Here is a 19,071-nt window from a genome sequence, read left to right on the forward strand (position 1 = left end):
CGCGTCCCGTCAGGGTCGTCGCCGCCGCACGGGCAGGTCAGGGGTACGACACCACGGTCGACGGCACCGTCGACGTACCGGAGGTCGGCGCCCCGAGGTCGTTGATGACGCGCTCGTACTGGCCCTGTCCGCCCAAGGAGACCACCAGCAGGTCGTGGAACTTCACGCCCGGCGCGTTCGGGGCGGCGAAGCCGTGGTGCTGGACGATCGTCGGGTCGACGTTGTAGTAGCAGTAGCTGCCCAGACCCCAGCCCTCGTGGGCGGTGACGTGGGCGCCGACCTTGTAGGCGGCGTAACCCTTCACCGAGCCGTTCTGGATCGCCGCCTGGTTCGGCGCGTCGTAGGCCTTCTCGTTCTGGAAGAAGATCGTGCGGCCGCGCTGGCCGTTCCACTGCACGTCGTACTTGTTGAAGTGTTCCACGAACAGGCCCGTGGCCAGCACGTCGTGGCCGTTGACGACGACGCCGTAGTCGGCCCGGTTGGTCTCCCAGCCGACGCCCTCGCCGTGGTCGGCGCGCCAGACCCAGGTGTGGTCGACGATCGTGTGACGGTTGTTGATCACCATGCTGGTGGTGGCCTTGCCGGCACCCGCCCCGCCGATCCGGACGAACACGTCCTGGACGGTGGTGGGATTGGCGGAGTGGTCGCGCGACGCGCCGGACGGGCCGACTTCCAGCAGGACCCGGGAGTTGACCGGTCCGGCGTCGATGAGGAAGCCCGCCAGCCGGACCCCGTCGACGTCGGCCACCTTCAGCGCGCCGACCCCGTTGTCCGGGATCAGGGTGGCGTAACCCAGGCCCAGCACGACGGTGTCGGCGCGGTTCACCTGGATCGGCCGGTCGAGGTGGTAGATCCCCGGCGTCAGCAGCAGGTTCAGGCCCTGCGCGAGCGCCTGGTTGAGCGTGGCGGCGGAGACGCCCGGCTTGGCGACGTAGAACCGCGACAGGGGCAGTGAGCTGCCGCGCGGTGTGCCGTTGCCCCAGGTGACCCCGCGCGCGTCGGTGCGCTTGGCGGGCAGGAAGACGCGGAAGGCGCCGCCGCCGTCGACGTACAGGAACGGCTTCTCACGCGAGACCGGGGTCGTGTCGAGCGTGGTGTACGGGGGGTTGGGGAAGCTCTGGGCGGGGGCGCCCTCGACCCCCGAGAACACCATGTTCCAGACGCCGTTGAGCCAGCTGCCGATCGCGCTGTCCCGCGTGTACCACTGCTGCTGCGAGTACGGGCCGATCTCGCCGTCGATACGGCTGTCGGCGATGTAGCCGCCACTGGCCCAACCGTAGCCGGACGGGGCGAGGTTGAGGCCGCCGCGGATGTGCATCCGGCGGAAGGGGGCGGCCTGCGCGACGGCCCACCGGTTGGTGCCGCTGACCGGGACGAGCGCGAGGTTCTCCGCCGAACGCCAGAAGTTCTGCGTGGCGTTGCCGCCGAACCAGCCCGCGTCGACGGTCACGTCCCCGTTGATGGTCGTGTCGTCGGGGGAGAGGCCGAGGCCGGCGATCGAGGTGTAGAAGCCGAGTTGGGCGTTGAGGCCGTGGTAGGTACCGGGCCGGAACAGCAACGCGTAGCGTCCGGTGCCGAACTGGGCCGACTCCTGCTGCCGGAACACCGCGTCCAGCCGGGCCTGGATGTCCGGGGTCGACGGGTCGAAGACAAGGACGTTCGGGCCGAGGTCGCCACCGCCCGGAAGGGCGCGCAACCGCTTTCCGCGCGGGGTGGCGGAGGCCGGCGATGCGGCGAGACCGGCGAGGGCGGGGGCTGCCGCGGCCGTGGCGGCTGCGGCGAGGACTGTCCTGCGGCGCACGGCGGGCGTCTGCGGCGACGGAGTGTGGGGCATGGGCGGCTCTCCTCGGTCCAGGCCGCTCCGAGTGAACGGCTGATTTAAGGAAGTGAACGGTCGCGGGGTTGAGAGCGCTCTCTCAGCGCTGAATGCTTCAACTACCCGAACGTGCGCGTCAAGTGGTGGGACCGGAGTTCCCCGGACTGTGCCGGAACACTTGACGCGGCCCCTTTCCGAGGTTTAACTCACGTCCTAAATTAAGCCCTGATGACACCGGGAGCCGACCCATGCGCACCATCCGAGCCGCGGCCACAGGCGCCGTCGTCATGTCACTCGCCCTCGCGGCCACGGCCTGTGGCGGCGGCACCTCGACGGACGGCGAAGGGTCCAACGACTCGCCGAAGACCCTGACGTACTGGGCCTCGAACCAGGGCGCGAGCATCGAGGTGGACAAGAAGGTCCTCCAGCCGGAACTCGACAAGTTCGAGAAGCGGACCGGGATCAAGGTGAAGCTGGAGGTCGTCCCCTGGTCGGACCTGCTCAACCGGATCCTCACGGCGACCACCTCCGGCCAGGGACCCGACGTCCTCAACATCGGAAACACCTGGTCGGCCTCGCTCCAGGCCACCGGCGCGCTGCTGCCCTGGGACGAGGCGAACCTCGCGAAGATCGGCGGCAGAAACCGCTTCGTCGAATCTGCGCTCGGCTCGACCGGAGCGCAGGGCAAGGACCCGGCCGCGGTGCCGCTGTACTCGATGGCCTACGCCCTGTACTACAACAAGCAGATCTTCGCCGACGCGGGCATAGCGCAACCCCCCGCCACCTGGGCCGAGTTGGTGGCCGACGGGAAGAAGATCCAGGCCAAGGGCAAGCAGGTCCTGGGCGCCGAGGGCGCGAACGTCTCGGAAAACGTCCATCATGTCTTCGTCTTCGCCAAGCAGCACGGCGCCGACTTCTTCACCGCCGACGGAAAGCCCGACTTCACGTCGGACGGCGCGGTCGAGGCGGTCAAGCAGTACGTCGACCTGATGGCGAAGGACAAGGCCATCCCGCAGGGCAACGCCGAGTACGCGCAGAACCAGTCCGTGAGCGACTTCGCCAAGGGGAAGACGGCGATGCTGCTGTGGCAGAGCGCGTCCGCCAACCTCAAGTCCCAGGGCATGAGCGAGGACAAGTACGGCATCGCCCCGGTGCCCGTGCAGTCCGGCGCCCCCGGCACCGGCGCCCAGGTCAACTCGATGGTCGCGGGCATCAACCTGGCGGTCTTCAAGAACACCGACAACCTCGACGGCGCCACCGAGTTCGTGAAGTTCATGACCGGTGACGAGGAGCAGAAGATCCTCAACAAGGCCTACAGCACCATCCCGCCCGTCGCCTCCGCCCAGTCGGACCCCGGCTTCAACTCTCCGGCGAACGCGGTGCTGAAGGACACCCTCGCCAAGAGCGCCGCCGCGCTGCCGCAGGTCGCCGACGAGTCCCAGTTCGAGACCGTGATCGGTACGGCCGTCAAGGAACTGTTCGCCGACGCGGCAGCCGGCCGCCCGGTGACCACCGAGTCGGTGAAGGCCAAGCTCGCCAAGGCCCAGCAGCAGATGCCGACGAAGTGAGCCGGACGAAGTGAGCCAGATGACCACCACAGCCGAGGTCGAAAAGCCTCGCGCAGACCCTGGCACCGGCCGGGCCCCGCGCCCGCGTCCCGGCCGGATCCGCCGCATCGGACTGCCCTACCTGCTGCTCCTGCCCGCGCTCGTCCTCGAACTCCTCGTGCATCTCGTGCCGATGGTGATCGGCATCGTGATGAGCTTCAAGGAGCTCACCCAGTTCTACATCCGTGACTGGGGCACGGCTCCCTGGTCCGGCCTCGACAACTACCGGGTGTCGGTGGACTTCGACGCCCCGGTCGGCGAGGCGCTGCTGCACTCCTTCCTCGTCACCGTCGGCTTCACCCTGCTCTCGGTGGGTCTGTGCTGGCTCATCGGCACCGCGGCGGCGATCTTCATGCAGGACACCTTCCGCGGCCGTGGGCTGCTGAGGGCGCTCTTCCTGGTGCCGTACGCCCTGCCGGTCTACGCGGCCGTGATCACCTGGGTCTTCATGTTCCAGCACGACAACGGCCTGGTGAACCATGTCCTGCACGACCAGCTGCACCTCACCGACAAGCCCTCGTTCTGGCTGATCGGTGACAACAGCTTCTACGCGTTGCTCACCGTGTCCGTCTGGAAGGGCTGGCCGTTCGCCTTCCTCATCGTGATGGCCGGCCTGCAGAACATCCCCGGCGAGCTGTACGAGGCGGCCGCGCTGGACGGCGCGGGCCGGTGGCAGCAGATCCGCCGGATCACCCTTCCGTCCCTGGGCCCGGTCAACCAGGTCCTGCTGCTCGTCCTGTTCCTCTGGACCTTCAACGACTTCAACACGCCGTTCGTCCTGTTCGGCAGGGCCGCTCCGGAGGCCGCCGATCTCATCTCGGTCCACATCTACCAAGCGTCCTTCGTGACCTGGAACTTCGGCACCGGATCGGCGATGTCCGTCCTGCTGCTGCTCTTCCTGCTGGCCGTGACGGGCGTCTATCTGGCCGTCACCTCGCGCGGACGGAGGGCCTCACATGCGCGGTAGATCCCCGATGTCACCACCGAGTTCGTTCCTCTGGTCGCGACGGATCTTCCTCACCCTGCTCACCGGCTTCGTGCTGCTGCCGGTGTACGTGATGGTCTCCAGCTCCCTGAAACCCCTTGCCGACGTCACGGGCGAGTTCCGCTGGCTGCCCAGCGGCCTGACGATCCGCCCGTACATCGACATCTGGTCGACGGTCCCGCTGGCCAGGTACTTCGTGAACTCGCTGGTCGTGGCGGGCGCGGCCACGGTCTGCTCCGTGGTGATCGCCGTGTTCAGCGCCTATGCGGTAAGCCGTTACGACTTCCGTGGGAAACGCGTCTTCACGGTCACCGTGCTGTCGACACAGATGTTTCCCGGGATCCTCTTCCTCCTCCCGCTGTTCCTGCTCTACGTCAACATCGGCAACGCCACCGGCATCGCGCTGTTCGGCTCGCGCGGCGGCCTGATCCTGACGTATCTGACCTTCTCCCTCCCCTTCTCCATCTGGATGCTGATCGGCTACTTCGACTCGGTGCCGCGCGACCTCGACGAGGCGGCGCTGGTGGACGGCTGCGGTCCGCTCGGCGCGCTCTTCCGGATCGTCGTGCCGGCCGCGATCCCGGGCATCGTGGCGGTCGCCGTCTACGCCTTCATGACCGCCTGGGGCGAGGTGCTGTTCGCCTCCGTCATGACCAACGACACCACCCGCACGCTCGCCGTCGGACTCCAGGGCTACTCCACCCTCAACGACGTGTACTGGAACCAGATCATGGCCGCCTCGCTGGTGGTCAGCGTGCCGGTGGTAGCCGGCTTCCTGCTGCTCCAGCGCTATCTCGTCGCCGGGCTGACGGCCGGAGCCGTGAAGTGAGCAACCACCCCGATTCCGAGAGGACTTCAGTGACCATCGACTTTGCCGCCCTGCCCCAGGACTTCCTGTGGGGAACCGCCACCTCGGCGTACCAGATCGAGGGAGCCGTGGCGGAGGACGGCCGTTCGCCGTCGATCTGGGACACCTTCTCGCACACTCCCGGAAAGATCGCGGACGACGACCACGGCGACGTCGCCTGCGACCACTACCACCGCTGGCGCGACGACATCGGCTTGATGCGTCAACTGGGTTCCAACGCATACCGGTTGTCGATCGCATGGCCCCGGGTGGTGCCGGGCGGCGACGGCCCGGTGAACCCCGAGGGCCTCGGCTTCTACGACAAGTTGATCGACGGTCTGCTGGAGGCAGGCATCACCCCGTCCGTGACCCTCTACCACTGGGACCTTCCGCAGGTGCTCCAGGACCGCGGCGGCTGGCCCGAGCGGGAGACCGCGGAGCACTTCGCCGCGTACGCGTCGGTGGTCGCCGAGCGGCTGGGCGACCGCGTCACCCACTGGGCCACCCTGAACGAACCCCTGTGCTCGGCCTGGATCGGCCACCTCGAAGGCAAGATGGCCCCCGGCCTCACGGACCTGACGGCGGCGGTCCGCGCCTCCTACCACCTGCTCCTCGGCCACGGACTCGCCGTCCAGGCCATCCGGGCGGCCGTCCCGCACGCCGAGATCGGCATCGTCAACAACCTCTCCACCGTCCACGCCGCCACCGACCGCCCCGAGGACATCGCCGCCGCCCACCGCATGGACGGCCACACCAACCGCTGGTGGCTCGACCCGGTACACGGCCGCGGCTTCCCGGCCGACATGCGGGAGGTGTACGGCGTCGAACTCCCTGAACATCCGGGCGACTTGAAGGCGATCGCCGCGCCGCTGGACTGGCTGGGCCTGAACTACTACTTCCCGGCCACGGTGAGCGACGACCCCGACGGGCCCGCCCCGCGCGCCCGTTCCGTCCGCCGGGACGGCGTCCCGCGCACCGGCATGGACTGGGAGGTCGACCCGAGCGGCATCGAGACACTGCTGCTCCGCCTGACCGACGAGTACGGCGCGCGACGGCTGTACGTCACGGAAAACGGTTCCTCGTACCCCGACACCGTTCGCCCGGACGGCACCGTCGACGACCCCGAACGCCAGGCCTACCTGACGGGCCACCTCGCCGCCTGTGCCTCCGCCGCCCGCAAGGGCGCCCCACTGGCCGGCTACTTCGCCTGGTCCCTGCTGGACAACTTCGAGTGGGCGTACGGCTACGAGAAGCGCTTCGGCCTCGTCCACGTCGACTACCGCACCCAGGCCCGCACGATCAAGGGCACCGGACGCCACTACGCGGAGATCATCCGTCGCCACCGGGAAGGGGTGGTGAAGGCCGCCTGAGGGCGCGGGGCAAGGCGGGCGCGGGTGTGGGAGCGCGCGCCCGCCGTGCCCCAGGTCCTGGTATGTCATGAGCGCGACAGAACGGCATCACTCCTGGCACCTGTTTTCCACCGAGGAGACCTGTCTCTCACCGAGGAGAGCCGCATGTCATCACGTACCGCTCGCACTCCCCGCACCCTCCTGACCGCCGTCGCCGCCCTGGCCCTGCTGGGCGCGGGACCGGCTCTCGGGGCACCGGTCGCGGCCGCTGCGCCCGCCGTCGACGCACCCGCCTGGGACGCCGACCGCGCCGCGGCCGCGTACGCCGCGAACCCGGCCGCCGTCACCGCGTCCGGCAGTGAGAACGGCGGCACCGCCCCCGGCCTCGCCTTCGACGGCAACGGTGCCACCCGCTGGTCCAGCAACTTCGCCGACGACGCCTGGATCCGGCTCGACCTGGGCGCGACCATCCGGGTCGACCGGGTCGTCCTGGACTGGGAGGCCGCCTACGGCAAGCGCTACGTCCTGGAGGCGTCGAAGAACGGCACCGACTGGACGCCCTTCTACACGGAGACCGCGGGCACCGGAGGCACGGTCACCGCGCACACCTATCCGCAGGAGGCGACGGGCCGATACCTCCGCCTGCGCGGCCTGGAACGCGCCACGCCGTACGGATACTCGCTCTACTCCCTCAAGGTCTACGGAGGCGAACCGGCCCCCGCCTCCACCGTGCGTTCCAACCTCGCCCTGAACCACCCGGCCTACACGAACTACTACCAACACGCGGGCAACTCACCGGCGTTCGTCACGGACGGCGGCCACCCGGCCAACCTGAATGACGACGCGACCCGTTGGTCGAGCGACTGGAACGCGGACCGCTGGGTCGGTGTCGACCTCGGTGCGACGTCGACGATCGACACGGTCGAGCTGTACTGGGAGGCGGCCTACGCCGTCGACTACCAACTCCAGGTCTCCGACGACAACCGCACCTGGCGCACCGTGTACCAGCCGTCCGCCGCCGAGGTCGCCGCGCGCCGGGCGAACGTGAAATCCCCGTCCGAGGCGGTCGGCGTGCACGACAGCGTGCGACTGCCCCAGCCGGTGACCGGGCGCTACGTCCGGATGCTCGGCAAGGAACGCCGCTCCTTCCACAACCCTGCCCCCGCCACCGCGCAGTTCGGCTACTCCCTCTACGAGTTCGAGGTCTGGGGCACCGGCGGCAGCGCCACCGCCGCCTACCCCGCCCTCCCCGGCGAGCAACAGGGCACGTACCGGACGACGTTCTTCGACGACTTCACCGCCGCGTCCCTCGACCGCTCCAAGTGGCGTGTCGTACGCACTGGCACGGAGATGGGCTCCGTCAACGGAGAGGCGCAGGCGTACGTCGACTCGACCGAGAACCTCCACACCGAGAACGGCGCTCTGGTCCTGCGGGCGAAGTACTGCAAGGGCTGCACCCGGGCGGGTGGCGGCACCTACGACTTCACCTCCGGCCGCGTGGACACCAACACCAGGTTCGACTTCACCTACGGCCGGGTCAGCGCCCGGATGAAGCTGCCTGTCGGCGAGGGATTCTGGCCCGCCTTCTGGCTGCTGGGCAGCAACGTCGACGACCCCTCCGTGTCCTGGCCCGCCTCCGGCGAGACCGACATCATGGAGAACATCGGCTACGCCGACTGGACCAGCTCCGCCCTGCACGGCCCCGGCTACTCCGCGGACGGCAACATCGGCGCCCGCCAGACCTACCCGAACGGCGGCCGGGCCGACGCCTGGCACACGTACGCCGTGGAGTGGGCGCCGACCGGCATGCGCTTCTACGTCGACGACCGCCTCGTCCAGGAGACGACCCGCAACAAGCTGGAGTCCACCCGCGGCCAATGGGTCTACGGCCACGACCAGTACGTGATCCTCAACCTCGCCCTCGGCGGCGCGTACCCGGCCGGCTGGAACCAGGTCACGACCCCGTACTGGGGCCTGCCCCAGTCGAGCGTGGACCGGATCGTCGGCGGGGGAGTGCAGGCGGAGGTGGACTGGGTGCGGGTGGAGCAGAAGGGGTAGCCACGGTCGATACCGGACGAGGCGTCGACAGGACGCCCGGGCAGGTGCGGTCCCCTGGCCGGTGAGGCGGATGCCGGGGAGACGGCGGGGAGAGGGCGGGTGTGGCGGGAGAGGGCGTGGTGGATCAGCCGAAGGGGGTGGGCGCCCTGCCTCCTCCGCCCTTTCGCGCCCTCCAGCGCAGCCAGGCCCCCGTCACGAGCAGTGCAGCAGCGAGGACGGACGTGACGCAGGCGACCAGGAACACGTCGGATTCCTCGTCCGCGAACATGCCGGCGGCGGTGAGGGCGAGAAACACCCCGAAGGCTTGCGGGCCCGTCCCGGAGGGCATCGGGTTCGGCGTCCGCCAGTTCCTTCGGGGGATCCACAGGCGGAGCAGTTCCGCGGTGGCCGCGAAGGCGAGGAGCCTGGAGGAGATCATCAGTCCCACGGGGGCGGTGTTGTCACCCAGCTCGCCCACGCCGACGAGGGTCGTGAAGCCGAAGTAGAGGATCGGCAGCAGCCAGCCGAGGCCTGCCCGGGTGCCGGGGGAGGACGCTGGGGGCGCCGCCGCTGTCGACCGGGCCTTGGCCTTCGGGTTCGCCTTTGCCTCCGTCCCCGTCCCCGTCTTGGTGAGGGTGAGGGGCGTGCGCGGAGCAGGGATCACGCCGGGGATCGGCGGGGCGGGGAAGGGCGCGTTCTCCGGGAGGGGGCGCAGCGCTCGCGTCTGGGCGCGGCGGATGCGGCGGCCGGCGTCGCCGTGCTGGTCCATGTGGGCGGACAGTTCGGCCTGGAGGCCGAGCAACTGCTCCGCCATCGCGTCGAACTCGGCTCGGCGTTCGGCGGCGAGGTGCGCGGCCTCGCGTTCGGCGGTGGTGAGGCGTTGGAGGGCCTCGGCGTGGAGCTGCACGGCTTCCGCGCGGGCGGCCTCCGCTGTGGTGGGCGCCTGGGCCAGTTCTCCTTGCAGGCGGGTGCGTTCGGCCTCGATGATCTCGGCGAGGCGGTGGCGTTCGTCCGGTGGGAGCTCGCGCGGGGCGCGGGCCTCGGCGCGGGCGAGAGCGGCTCGGCGCCACTCCATCAGCGGTCGGCCCCGGTGCTCGCCGATGCCGTTGATGTGCACCTTGCGGCCTTGGGCACGGTGGATGTAGAGGACCTCGCCGCCCTTGCCGTTGGGAGCCTTGCCCCAGCTGACGCGGGTGAAGTCGGCGGCCGTGGTGATGCCTTGGGCCGCGAGGGCGCGAACGAGTCCGCTGCCGATGCCGTTCACCTCGCTCGCGGTGAGACGGCTGCCGTGCAGCGCGCGCTGGACGGACTCTCGGCGCAGGACGGCGAGGGCCTGCCTTTCCTGATGGTCACGTCTGCCGTCGAGGCCGTTCAGCCGGCGTGAGAGGGAACGCTCTTGGCGTGTCTGCTTCTCGTGGATGCGGTGCAGCGACTTGCCGTGGGTGGCTTCCGCGCGGCTTCGCTTCCTCGCCTCGTGGTTCAGCCGGCGACGGTCGGTGAGCTCGAACGGGCGGCGCTTGTCGAGGAGGCGGCGGAGGGCGCGGATGGCTTCGATCAGGCGACGGCGGTCCGCGCGAACATCGGCGAGGGCGGAAGGGACGGAAGCGAACCCGTCCCGGGGGGAGAGCTGGGAGGTCGTGCTGTCGATCAACGGGGACTCACTCGGAGGACGGGGCGTCGAGGCCGTGGCCTGCGGCCGGCTGTGCGGTCGGGGCGAGCCGGCCCGTAGGGGCCTGTCTGTTCAGGACGTGCGCGTACATGTAGACGCGGACTCTCCGGATGTGGGAAAGGTTGCATGAAACAGTGAAGGAAATGCGTGCATGCGTGCGAGGGGCGAGCCTCGGCTCCGCGCCGTCGAAACCGCTTGTTCCGCGCCCACTGCCCTGAAACGCTCGGGCGCATGGCCACCTTCACCACCCATGACGGAACCCGCCTCGCCTATCACGAGTCGGGAGACGGGCCGCCCCTGGCCTGTCTGCCCGGCGGGCCCATGCAGTCCGCCGGTTACCTGGGTGACCTGGGCGGGCTCACGTTCCACCACCGACTGATCGGGCTGGACCCGCGGGGCACCGGGGAGTCGGCGGTTCCGCGGGACAGGTCGTCGTACCGCTGCGATCGTCAGGTCGACGACGTCGAGGCGCTGCGTGAGCACCTCGGCCTCGATCGTTTGGACCTGCTCGCCCATTCCGGCGGAGCCAACCTCGCGGTGCTCTACGCCGCCCGTCACCCCGACCGCGTCGCCCGTCTTCTGCTGATCACCCCGAGCGTCTACGCCGTCGACCTCGAGATCACCGCGGAGGACCGTCTCGCCACGGCCCGCCTGCGCCGGGACGAGCCGTGGTTCGCCCCTGCGTACGCGGCCCTGGAAGCGGTTACCGCCGGGCGGGCCACGGCCGACTCCTGGAACGCCGTCGCCCCCTTCTGGCACGCCCGCTGGGACGACGCGGCCCGCGCCTTCGACGAGGCCGGCGAGCGGGCGAAGAACCACGAGGCGGCGGCCGTGTACACGGCCGAGGGCGCCTTCTCCCCGGCTGCCACCCGCGCGGCGCTGGCCTCCTTCCCGTCGCCGGTCCTGCTCCTGGCGGGGGAGACGGACCTGGCGGCTCCGCCACGCGTGATGAGGGAGTTCGCGGAACTGTTCCCGAAAGCGGAACTCGCCGTCCAGCCCGGAGCGGGGCACTTTCCCTGGCGGGACGACGCCGTTCGGTTCGTCTCGCTCGTGCAGGAGTTCACGGACCGCTGACGGGCCGACCCGGTCGCTGGGCGGTGGGTCGGCCCGTCGGGTGGAGGAATCGGCCGGCGTGGGTCAGCAGTCCCGCAGCTCCGCCGACTGGTTCAGCACCTGCGCCCGCGTCGAGGTGAACCGGGCGTACGTCGCCCCGTCCCGGGCCGCCGGGCGGAAGGCCGCCACCCGGTGGCAGTTCTGGAAGGCCAGGGTCACGCCGAAGTGGCGTTCCAGGCTGCCGCGGATGGCGTCGCTGGCGAGGGCACGCAGGAGTTGGCCGCGCTCCTGCTCGGACGGGGGAGGGGTCTGGTTGTCGGTGAACTCGCCGATACCTGCGTGAAGTTCGGCTGCGAGGCCGGCGATGAGGGCGTAGGCGTAGGGGAGGGACGTGCGGACCGTGTCCACGAAGTCCTCCTCGCGGATGTCACCGGCCTCGGCCTCGAAGAGGAGCTTCGGGGAGACGTCGAGAGACATGGGTGTCCGTCCTGTTCTGGTGGAGGGGTGGAGGGGTGGAGGGGTGGAGGGGTGAGGGAGGGGCCGCGCCCGCCTGGACGTGCGCGGTGTCTTCGTGCGCGATGTCTTCGCAGGGCAGGTCAGTGAAGTGACGCCGGGCCGGGGACGAACTCCGGGTCCACCTGGGCGGCCAGGTCCTGACCGGTCGCCGCGTCCGCCCAGGCGCGGGCGTTGCGGAGGTGGAACTCCACGGCGTGGCGGTGCAGGGCCGGCCAGTTCTTCTCACGGGCGTCGACCGTCTCGCGCAGGAGGTTGAGGGCGTGGCGGTTGACGTCCTCCAACTCGCCCCGAGGATGGCCCCGTTCGGCCGAGCGGACCCAGGGGGAGACGACGAGGTGGGTGAGGAGGTCGTCGCCCACCTCCTCCTTGAGGAAGAGCAGGTCGTCCTCGCCGGTGACCTTGTTGCCGACCACGGCGAGGGGGATGCCGAACTCGCGGGCGTGGTCGCGGTACTGGCGGTAGACGGAGACGCCCTTGCGGGTGGGTTCGGCCACCAGGAACGTCATGTCGAACCGGGTGAACAGGCCGGAGGCGAAGGCGTCTGCGCCGGCCGTCATGTCCATCACCAGGTACTCGCCCGGTCCGTCCACCAGGTGGCTCAGATAGAGCTCCACCGCGCCCAGTTTGGAGTGGTAGCAGGCCACCCCCAGGTCGCTCTCGTCGAACGCGCCGGTCACCATCAGCGGCACGCCACCGACCCGCTGGACGTGCCGCGTGTGCAGGGCGTCGTCGCCCAGCAGGCGCAGCAGCCGGGAGCCCCGGCCCGGCGGGGTCGTCTTGACCATCGCCTCGCGGGAGGTGATCCGGGCGTTGGTGCCGCGCAGCAGGTCCTTGATGTCGCCCAGATGCGCGGCCAGCGGCGGGGCCTCGAAGGGCACCGTGTCCGCCGTGGGGTCCAGGGCCTCGCGCAGATGCTGGTTGATGTCGCCGTCCACGGCCAGCACCGGTGCGCCGGATCGTGCCAACTGCCGGGCGAGCAGGGCAGACAGGGTCGTCTTGCCGCTGCCGCCCTTCCCCACGAACGCGACGCGCATCACAGCACCCCCTTGTTGAAAATGAATGTCATGTGGCTAGATTTAGGGGCGCGTCGTGATCTCTGTCAAATCCGGGAGGGATGGTCAAGTGATCAACTTGCTCCGCTTAATGCATATGATGCGCAAGTGCGCGACTACTGCATCAGGCCCGCGGGCCCCGAGGACCTCGACGGCGCCCGAGCCGTCATGCTCGACACCGTCTACCGCGATTTCGGCACCGGTTACGTGCCCCGCTGGCACGGCGACATCATCGATCCCGTCGCCGCCTACCTCGTCCCGGCCCGTCACACCCTGCTGGTCGCGCTCGACGACGGGAACGGCGAGGTCGTCGCCACGGCGGCCCTGGACTCCCGAGGTCCCGCGCATCCGCCGAACCCGCGCCATGTCGCCGACCGCTACCCCTCCGGCACGACCGCGCAACTGCGCCGCGTCTACGTCCGCCGGGGGCACCGCCGACGCGGCCTCGCCCGGCGGCTGGTCGCCGAACTCCTCGCCTTCGCGGCCGCGGACGGCGGCTACGGTGCCGTCTATCTGCACACGGACCCGGCCGTGGAGGGAGCCGAGGGGTTCTGGCGGTCGCTCGGCACCGTCGTGCACGACGAGCGGGAAGGAGCGACCGGCGGTCAGGGCATCGTGCACTTCGATGTCCCCCTCGATGTCCCTCTCGGCGTCCCCCGCGACGTCCTCCTCCCCGCTTCTCCCTCCCCTTTCGCCCCCGCCGTCCCGTGCGCCCCCACCGCCCCCACCGCCCCCTCTGCCTCTTCCTCCTCCCGCCCTCGTCCCACAGGCCGGTAACTCCATGCGCTTCCCCCGCCGTCCCCGCCCTTCCCGCGGTCCCCGTCCTCCCCGGCTTCTCGCCGCGGTCTTCCTCACCCCGCTGCTCGCCGGCTGCTTCGCCTCCTCCGGTGGCGACGACGGTGCGGCCTCCGGCGCCGACGACGGCTCCCGGCTGCGCGTCGCCCTCGCCTTCCCGCCCGCCGAGAACCTCTCCCCCTACGGCGCCGACGCGACGATCCTCAGCCGTCTCGGGGTCACCGAGGGGCTGACCGCCCTCGACGCCAACGGCGCCGCCGCCCCCGCACTCGCCGCGTCCTGGCGCCGGGTGGACGACCGCAACTGGCTGTTCACCCTGCGCGAGGCCGCTTTCCAGGACGGTACGGAGGTCACGCCCGCCGCCGTCGCCGCCTCTCTCACACACGCCACCGAGGCCCGGCCGGTCCCGGCCGCGCTCTCCGGCGTCACCCTCACGGCGAAGGCGGAGGGCGGCACCGGCGTACGTGTCACCACCGCCGCCCCCGACCCGGTCCTGCCCCTGCGCCTGTCCAGCCCCGGCCTCGCCGTCCTCGCTCCGAAGGCATACGGGAAGAAGGGTGCCGTCGATCCGGTCGGCACCGCCACAGGACCCTTCGAACTCACCGAGGTCACCGGCGCCACCGCCGCCGACCTCGATCGCTTCGACGACTACTGGGGCGGCCGGGCCCAGGCCTCCGGCGTCGACGTGCGCTTCATCGCCGACGGCACCGCCCGCGCCAACGCCCTGCGCAGCGGACAGGTCGACCTCGCCGAGGCGATACCCGTCGCCCAGGCCGCCACCCTCGACGCGGACACCCGCCGCGAGACCGCCACGACCCGCACCACCAGCCTGCTGCTCAACGCGAAGTCGGGTGTCTTCAAGGATCCGGCCCTGCGGGCCGCCGCGCGTGCGGCCGTCGACACCTCGGCCCTCGCCGGGGGCGTCTACGAGGGTCACGCGGATGCGGGCGCCGGCATCTACGGCCCCGCCGTCACCTGGGCCGAGGGAAAGCGCGTCCAGCCCGCCGGGCGGGCGAAGGCCGGTAGCCCCGGCGGTGTCTCGCTCACCCTCGCCACCTACGACAACCGGCCCGAACTCCCGGAAGCCGCCCAGGTGTTGAAGCAGCAGCTGGAGAAGGTCGGCTTCAAGGTGAAGCTGGAGGTGCGTGAGTACTCGAGGCTGGAGAGCGACGCGCTCGCGGGGAAGTTCGACGCCTTCGTCGGCGCCCGCAACAGTCTCCTCGACACCGGCGACCCGGTCTCCCTCCTGGCCAGTGACTTCACCTGCGACGGCGGCTACAACCTCGCCCTGCTGTGCGACAAGGACGTCGACCGGGCGGTCGCCGAGGCCCAGACGGTGGCCGACACCGGTGAGCGGCAGGACGCCGCCCTGGCCGCCGAGGCCGCGATCCTCGGCACCGACGCCGTCGTCCCGCTGGTCCACCAGCGCGTCATCACCGGCGTCGGCGCCGGGGTCGGCGGGGTGCTCCTCGATCCGTACGAGCGCACGCTCGTAGGTGCCGGGACCCGGCGCTGACGGCATGAGGAGCAGGCTGGGCGCGCCGCTGTGGCGTGCCGTGCTGGCCGCGCTGCTGGTGAGCGGCATCGGGCTGCTGCCCTGGCTGTCGCACACCGACCCGGCGCTGACCGTGCTGAAGGCGCGGTCCGCCGACCGTGACGCCACACCCGAGGTGCTCGCCGACATCCGATCTCAACTCGGTCTTGACGAGGGCCCGTTGCGCCTCCTCGGGCAGTGGCTCGCGGGGTTGCCGCGCGGGGACGCCGGACGGTCGTGGATCTCCGGCGCCGATGTCCTGCCCAGCGTCCTCGACGCCCTCGGCGCGTCGCTCCTGCTGATGGTGGCGGCGTTGGCGGTCGCCCTGGTCACCGCCGCCGGCGTGTGCGCCCGCACCCTGTACCTCGGTGCACGGCGGCGGCTGGAGGGCCGGCCCGCCGGCGGCTCCGGTTCCGCCGTGCTCGCCGCGCTGCCCGAGTTCCTGACCGCATCCGTGCTCGCCACCGTCGTCGGTGTGCAGTGGGGATGGCTGCCCGCTCTCGGCTGGTACGGCCCGCAGTGGACGGTGCTGCCCGCCCTCGCCCTGGGCCTGCCCGCCGGTGCGGTGCTAGGGCGCCTTCTCGACGACCAGTTGCCGGCCGCCTTCGTCGAGCCCTGGGCGCTGGCCGCCGCCGCGCGCGGGCTGCCCGGCCGGAGCATCGCCCGCAAGGCGCTGCGCCGCTGTGTGCCCGGACTGCTGCCCAACCTCGGGCTGTTCGTCGTGGGGCTGACCGGCGGATCCGTCGCCGTGGAGCAGATCTTCGACATCCCCGGGCTCGGCCGGACCACCCTCCAGGCCGCGATCGCGCAGGACCTGCCCGTCCTCCAGGCCGGCACGCTCGTCCTCGTCGCCCTCGCGGCCGTCACCACCGTCGCCGCCCGGCTCGCCGCCCGGCTGCTCATCGGCCCCGCGCTGCGCGACGGCGCATTGCATACACTCCACCGGCCGCCGCCGCCCGTCCGCAGGATCCTGCCTATTGCATACGGTCTCCTGCTGTCCGTCGTCATCTCCCTCGGTCTGCCCCGTGATCCGCTCGCCCTCGACACCGCGGCCCGCCTTCGACCCCCCTCCGCCGCCCACCCGTTCGGCACCGACGCGCTCGGCCGCGACGTCCTCGCCCGGGTCGCGCACGGTGCCCTCGACACCCTGCTCCTCGCGCTCGCCATCAGCGCGGTCGCCCTGACGGCCGGAGTGCTGCTCGGGCTGCTGCCCCGGTTGTCCGGGCCGCTCGTCGACACCGTGAACGCCGTACCGCCGGTGCTCGCGGCGCTGCTCGTCGCCGCGGTCTGGGGCAGCGGGTCCGCCACGCCCGTGCTCGCCGTGGCCGTCGTGGCCTGGGCGCCGCTCGCCGCGCACACCTCCGCGCTGCTGCGCCAGGAGCGGGCCACGCTCCACCTGACCGCCACCCGCGCCCTCGGCGCCGGCTCCGGGTATCTGCTGAGGAGCGAACTCCTGCCCGCCGTCCTCCCGCCCGTGACCCGGCATGCCCTCCTCCGCCTGCCCGGCATCGCCCTCGCCCTGGCCTCGCTCGGCTTCCTCGGCCTCGGCGCCCAGCCGCCGTCGCCCGAGTGGGGCCTGCTCCTCGCCGAGAACCAGCCCTACGCCGAACGCGCGCCATGGGCCGTCCTCGCCCCCGCGACCGTCCTCGCCGTCCTCGGCGCCCTGGCGGTGACCGCGGCCGGCGGACTGCGACGACCGAGGCAACGGCACTCTCGTACGGCGGACCCGATCGCCGACGAACAGCCGTCCACACGAACGGAGTTGGTGGGGGCCGGATGACGGCGACCCGGCTTTCGCCGCGCCGCGGCGCGAAGGGGGCGGCGCCGCTCTCCCCCCTCCTGCGCCTGCTGATCGTCACTCAACTAGCCTTCAACATGGGCTTCTTCGCCGTCCTGCCGTTCCTCGCCGGGCATCTGGGCGACGCGGTCGGCATGGCGGGCTGGCTGGTCGGGTTCGTGCTGGGGCTGCGGACCTTCAGCCAGCAGGGGCTGTTCGTGGTCGGCGGGGCTCTCGCCGACCGGTACGGCGTCCGGCCCGTCGTCCTCGCCGGGTGCATGCTGCGCATCGCCGGGTTCGGCTGGCTCGGACATGCCGAACAGACCTGGACGGTCATCGGGGCGGTGCTGCTGATCGGGTTCGCGGCGGCGCTGTTCTCACCCGCCGTCGAATCAGAGGTGGCACGGCAGGCCGTCGTGCACGAGGAGTCGGGCGGCGGGCCGCGGACCCGGGTGCTCGCGCTGTTCACGGTCGCCGGACAGGCCGGGGCCTTCGTCGGGCCGCTGCTCGGCGCACTGCTCCTCGCCGTCGACTTCCGCGCGGTGTGCCTGGCCGGAGCCGGCGTCTTCGTCCTCGTCCTCGCCGGTCACGCGTGGCTGCTGCCGCAGCACATCCCCGGCCGCTCCCGGGTCCAAGTGCGGGGCGGAATGGGCCCGTTGCTCCGCAACCGCCGTTTCCTCGCCCTGTGCTGCGCGTACGGCACCTATCTCCTCGCCTACAACCAGCTCTACCTCGCCCTGCCCGCCGAGGTGGAGCGGGCGGCCGCCTCGCAGGCGCCGCTCGCCTGGCTGTTCGCACTGTCGTCGCTGCTGGTCGTGACGGCCCAGTTGCCGGTCACCCGGTGGGCGGGGGAGCGGATCGACCTGCGCCGCTCGATGGCGGCCGGGCTCGTGCTGATCGCCGCGGGATTCGCCGTGGTGGCCGTCGCCCGGCCGGCCGGACGGACCGGGACGGCCGGGCTGCTGCCCGCGGCCTGCTTCGTCCTGCTGCTCACACTCGGTCAGATGCTCGTCGTGCCCGCCACCCGCGCCTGGGTGCCCGACCTCGCCGAGGAAGGCCGGCTCGGCCTGTACACCGGGGCACTGTCCTCGGTCTCCGGGCTGATCGTGCTGCTCGGCAGCGCGGCCACCGGCACCCTCCTGGACGCAGGGCTGCCCCCGGCCGTCCCCTGGCTCCTCCTGGCCGCCGTACCGGCAGCGTCCGTCGCGCTCCTTCCCCGGCGGACGTGAACCCGCGAGCGCAGGAACGCGGGAGCCCGTGAACCCGGGAGCGCAGGAACGCCTGCACGCGGGCGCGCGGGAACCGGGAGAACGTGAACGCCGGAGCGGCGGTCGACGTATCAGTCGAGCGTGGGAGGATCCCTCACCATGAGTGCGTCCCCGGCCGTCCGGAGCCTGCGCGCCGCGGTGTTCGCCGCGGTGTGCGTGCTGCTGGCCGCCGCGGGGCACGGGCTCGCCACGGGTGACACGCCGCCGCTGTGGGCTGACGGCGCCGCATTCCTGGCCGTCTTCGCCGTCGGGTGGCTGCTCGCCGCCCGGGAACGCGCCCTCCCCGGGATCGGCGCGGCCGTGCTGGCCACCCAGGCAGGCCTGCACGTCGCCTTCGACGCGGCCCGCTCCCGTACGGCCGCGCAGACCATGCCCGCGATGCCCATGACGTCCGCGCACGGCATGCACGCGCACGGTATGCAACTCCATGCCCACACCGCCTCGGCGATGACCGCGCACGCGACAGCGGCCCATGTCCTCGCCGCGCTCGCCGCCTCCTGGTGGCTGCGGCGCGGAGAGGCCGCCCTGTGGTCGCTGCTGCGTTGGGCGGTCGCCTTCCTGCCGGGCCTCGCGGCCTGGTGGCGGGGGACCCCCGTCCCACTGCCCGTGCCGTCGCTCCACCCCGCCACGCCGGCTCCCGTCCCGCTCCGGCAGCTGCTGCTGCGCCATGCGGTGAGCCGCCGCGGACCGCCCGCCCCGATCCCGTACGCGATCTGACCCCGAGCCGGCCCCGAGCCGGACCCCATCCTTCCTGTACGGAGATCAC

At 71.5% G+C, this 19,071-nt stretch carries 14 protein-coding genes and 1 pseudogene; 11 read left to right on the top strand and 4 right to left on the bottom strand.

The window, feature by feature from the left end; translation table 11 throughout:
* Positions 1–37: 37 nt before the first annotated feature.
* A complete protein-coding gene (locus OG736_RS35260) occupies positions 38–1,834 on the bottom strand; it encodes a pectate lyase-like domain-containing protein (protein WP_327185998.1) in 1,797 nt (598 codons plus the stop codon).
* 230 nt (positions 1,835–2,064) lie between these two features.
* On the opposite strand from OG736_RS35260, the gene OG736_RS35265 reads away from it, so the two are divergent.
* The 5 genes from OG736_RS35265 (at position 2,065) to OG736_RS35285 (ending at position 8,662) form a co-directional block, all read left to right on the top strand.
* Complete coding sequence (locus tag OG736_RS35265) at positions 2,065–3,384, top strand: ABC transporter substrate-binding protein (protein WP_327185999.1); 1,320 nt, start codon at positions 2,065–2,067, stop codon at positions 3,382–3,384.
* Positions 3,385–3,403: 19 nt separating this feature from the next.
* Positions 3,404–4,390 carry a carbohydrate ABC transporter permease gene (locus tag OG736_RS35270; protein WP_327186000.1) on the top strand — a complete coding sequence of 329 codons (987 nt, stop codon included), beginning with the start codon at positions 3,404–3,406 and terminating at the stop codon, positions 4,388–4,390.
* 7 nt (positions 4,391–4,397) lie between these two features.
* Positions 4,398–5,237 (top strand): carbohydrate ABC transporter permease, encoded by an 840-nt coding sequence (locus tag OG736_RS35275; protein ID WP_327187801.1) that lies wholly within the window; start codon positions 4,398–4,400, stop codon positions 5,235–5,237.
* Positions 5,238–5,266: 29 nt separating this feature from the next.
* Complete coding sequence (locus OG736_RS35280; protein WP_442817113.1) at positions 5,267–6,625, top strand: GH1 family beta-glucosidase; 1,359 nt, start codon at positions 5,267–5,269, stop codon at positions 6,623–6,625.
* A gap of 144 nt (positions 6,626–6,769) precedes the next feature.
* Positions 6,770–8,662, top strand: coding sequence for a discoidin domain-containing protein (locus OG736_RS35285; protein ID WP_327186002.1), 1,893 nt, complete (start codon positions 6,770–6,772; stop codon positions 8,660–8,662).
* A gap of 124 nt (positions 8,663–8,786) precedes the next feature.
* Here OG736_RS35285 and OG736_RS35290 read toward each other — a convergent pair whose 3' ends face one another.
* Positions 8,787–10,292 (bottom strand): hypothetical protein, encoded by a 1,506-nt coding sequence (locus OG736_RS35290; protein ID WP_327186003.1) that lies wholly within the window; start codon positions 10,290–10,292, stop codon positions 8,787–8,789.
* A gap of 249 nt (positions 10,293–10,541) precedes the next feature.
* Here OG736_RS35290 and OG736_RS35295 point away from each other — a divergent pair, with 249 nt between their 5' ends.
* On the top strand, positions 10,542–11,384 hold the full coding sequence (locus OG736_RS35295; protein ID WP_327186004.1) for an alpha/beta fold hydrolase: 843 nt from the start codon (positions 10,542–10,544) through the stop codon (positions 11,382–11,384).
* A gap of 63 nt (positions 11,385–11,447) precedes the next feature.
* Here OG736_RS35295 and OG736_RS35300 read toward each other — a convergent pair whose 3' ends face one another.
* Together OG736_RS35300 and OG736_RS35305 are read right to left on the bottom strand one after the other, a co-directional pair.
* Positions 11,448–11,840 carry an SCO5389 family protein gene (locus tag OG736_RS35300; protein ID WP_327186005.1) on the bottom strand — a complete coding sequence of 131 codons (393 nt, stop codon included), beginning with the start codon at positions 11,838–11,840 and terminating at the stop codon, positions 11,448–11,450.
* 119 nt (positions 11,841–11,959) lie between these two features.
* Positions 11,960–12,913, bottom strand: a complete 954-nt coding sequence (locus OG736_RS35305) for an ATP-binding protein (protein WP_327186006.1) — start codon at positions 12,911–12,913, stop codon at positions 11,960–11,962.
* Positions 12,914–13,039: 126 nt separating this feature from the next.
* On the opposite strand from OG736_RS35305, the pseudogene OG736_RS35310 reads away from it, so the two are divergent.
* The 5 genes and pseudogenes from OG736_RS35310 to OG736_RS35330 all read left to right on the top strand — a co-directional run.
* Positions 13,040–13,567: pseudogene (locus OG736_RS35310) on the top strand (GNAT family N-acetyltransferase); the annotation flags it as partial.
* 145 nt (positions 13,568–13,712) lie between these two features.
* The gene (locus OG736_RS35315; RefSeq protein ID WP_327186007.1) at positions 13,713–15,242 is read left to right on the top strand and encodes an ABC transporter substrate-binding protein; all 1,530 of its coding nucleotides are present in this window, start codon (positions 13,713–13,715) and stop codon (positions 15,240–15,242) included.
* Positions 15,243–15,246: 4 nt separating this feature from the next.
* A complete protein-coding gene (locus tag OG736_RS35320) occupies positions 15,247–17,040 on the top strand; it encodes an ABC transporter permease subunit (protein WP_327186008.1) in 1,794 nt (597 codons plus the stop codon).
* The gene (locus tag OG736_RS35325; RefSeq protein WP_327186009.1) at positions 17,037–18,266 is read left to right on the top strand and encodes an MDR family MFS transporter; all 1,230 of its coding nucleotides are present in this window, start codon (positions 17,037–17,039) and stop codon (positions 18,264–18,266) included. The genes OG736_RS35320 and OG736_RS35325 overlap by 4 nt, the downstream gene beginning before the upstream one ends.
* 138 nt (positions 18,267–18,404) lie before the next feature.
* Positions 18,405–19,022 (top strand): hypothetical protein, encoded by a 618-nt coding sequence (locus tag OG736_RS35330; RefSeq protein WP_327186010.1) that lies wholly within the window; start codon positions 18,405–18,407, stop codon positions 19,020–19,022.
* The last annotated feature ends 49 nt before the right edge of the window (positions 19,023–19,071 follow it).

The sequence above is a fragment of the Streptomyces sp. NBC_01334 genome (assembly GCF_035983595.1).
Lineage (GTDB): Bacteria > Actinomycetota > Actinomycetes > Streptomycetales > Streptomycetaceae > Streptomyces > Streptomyces coriariae.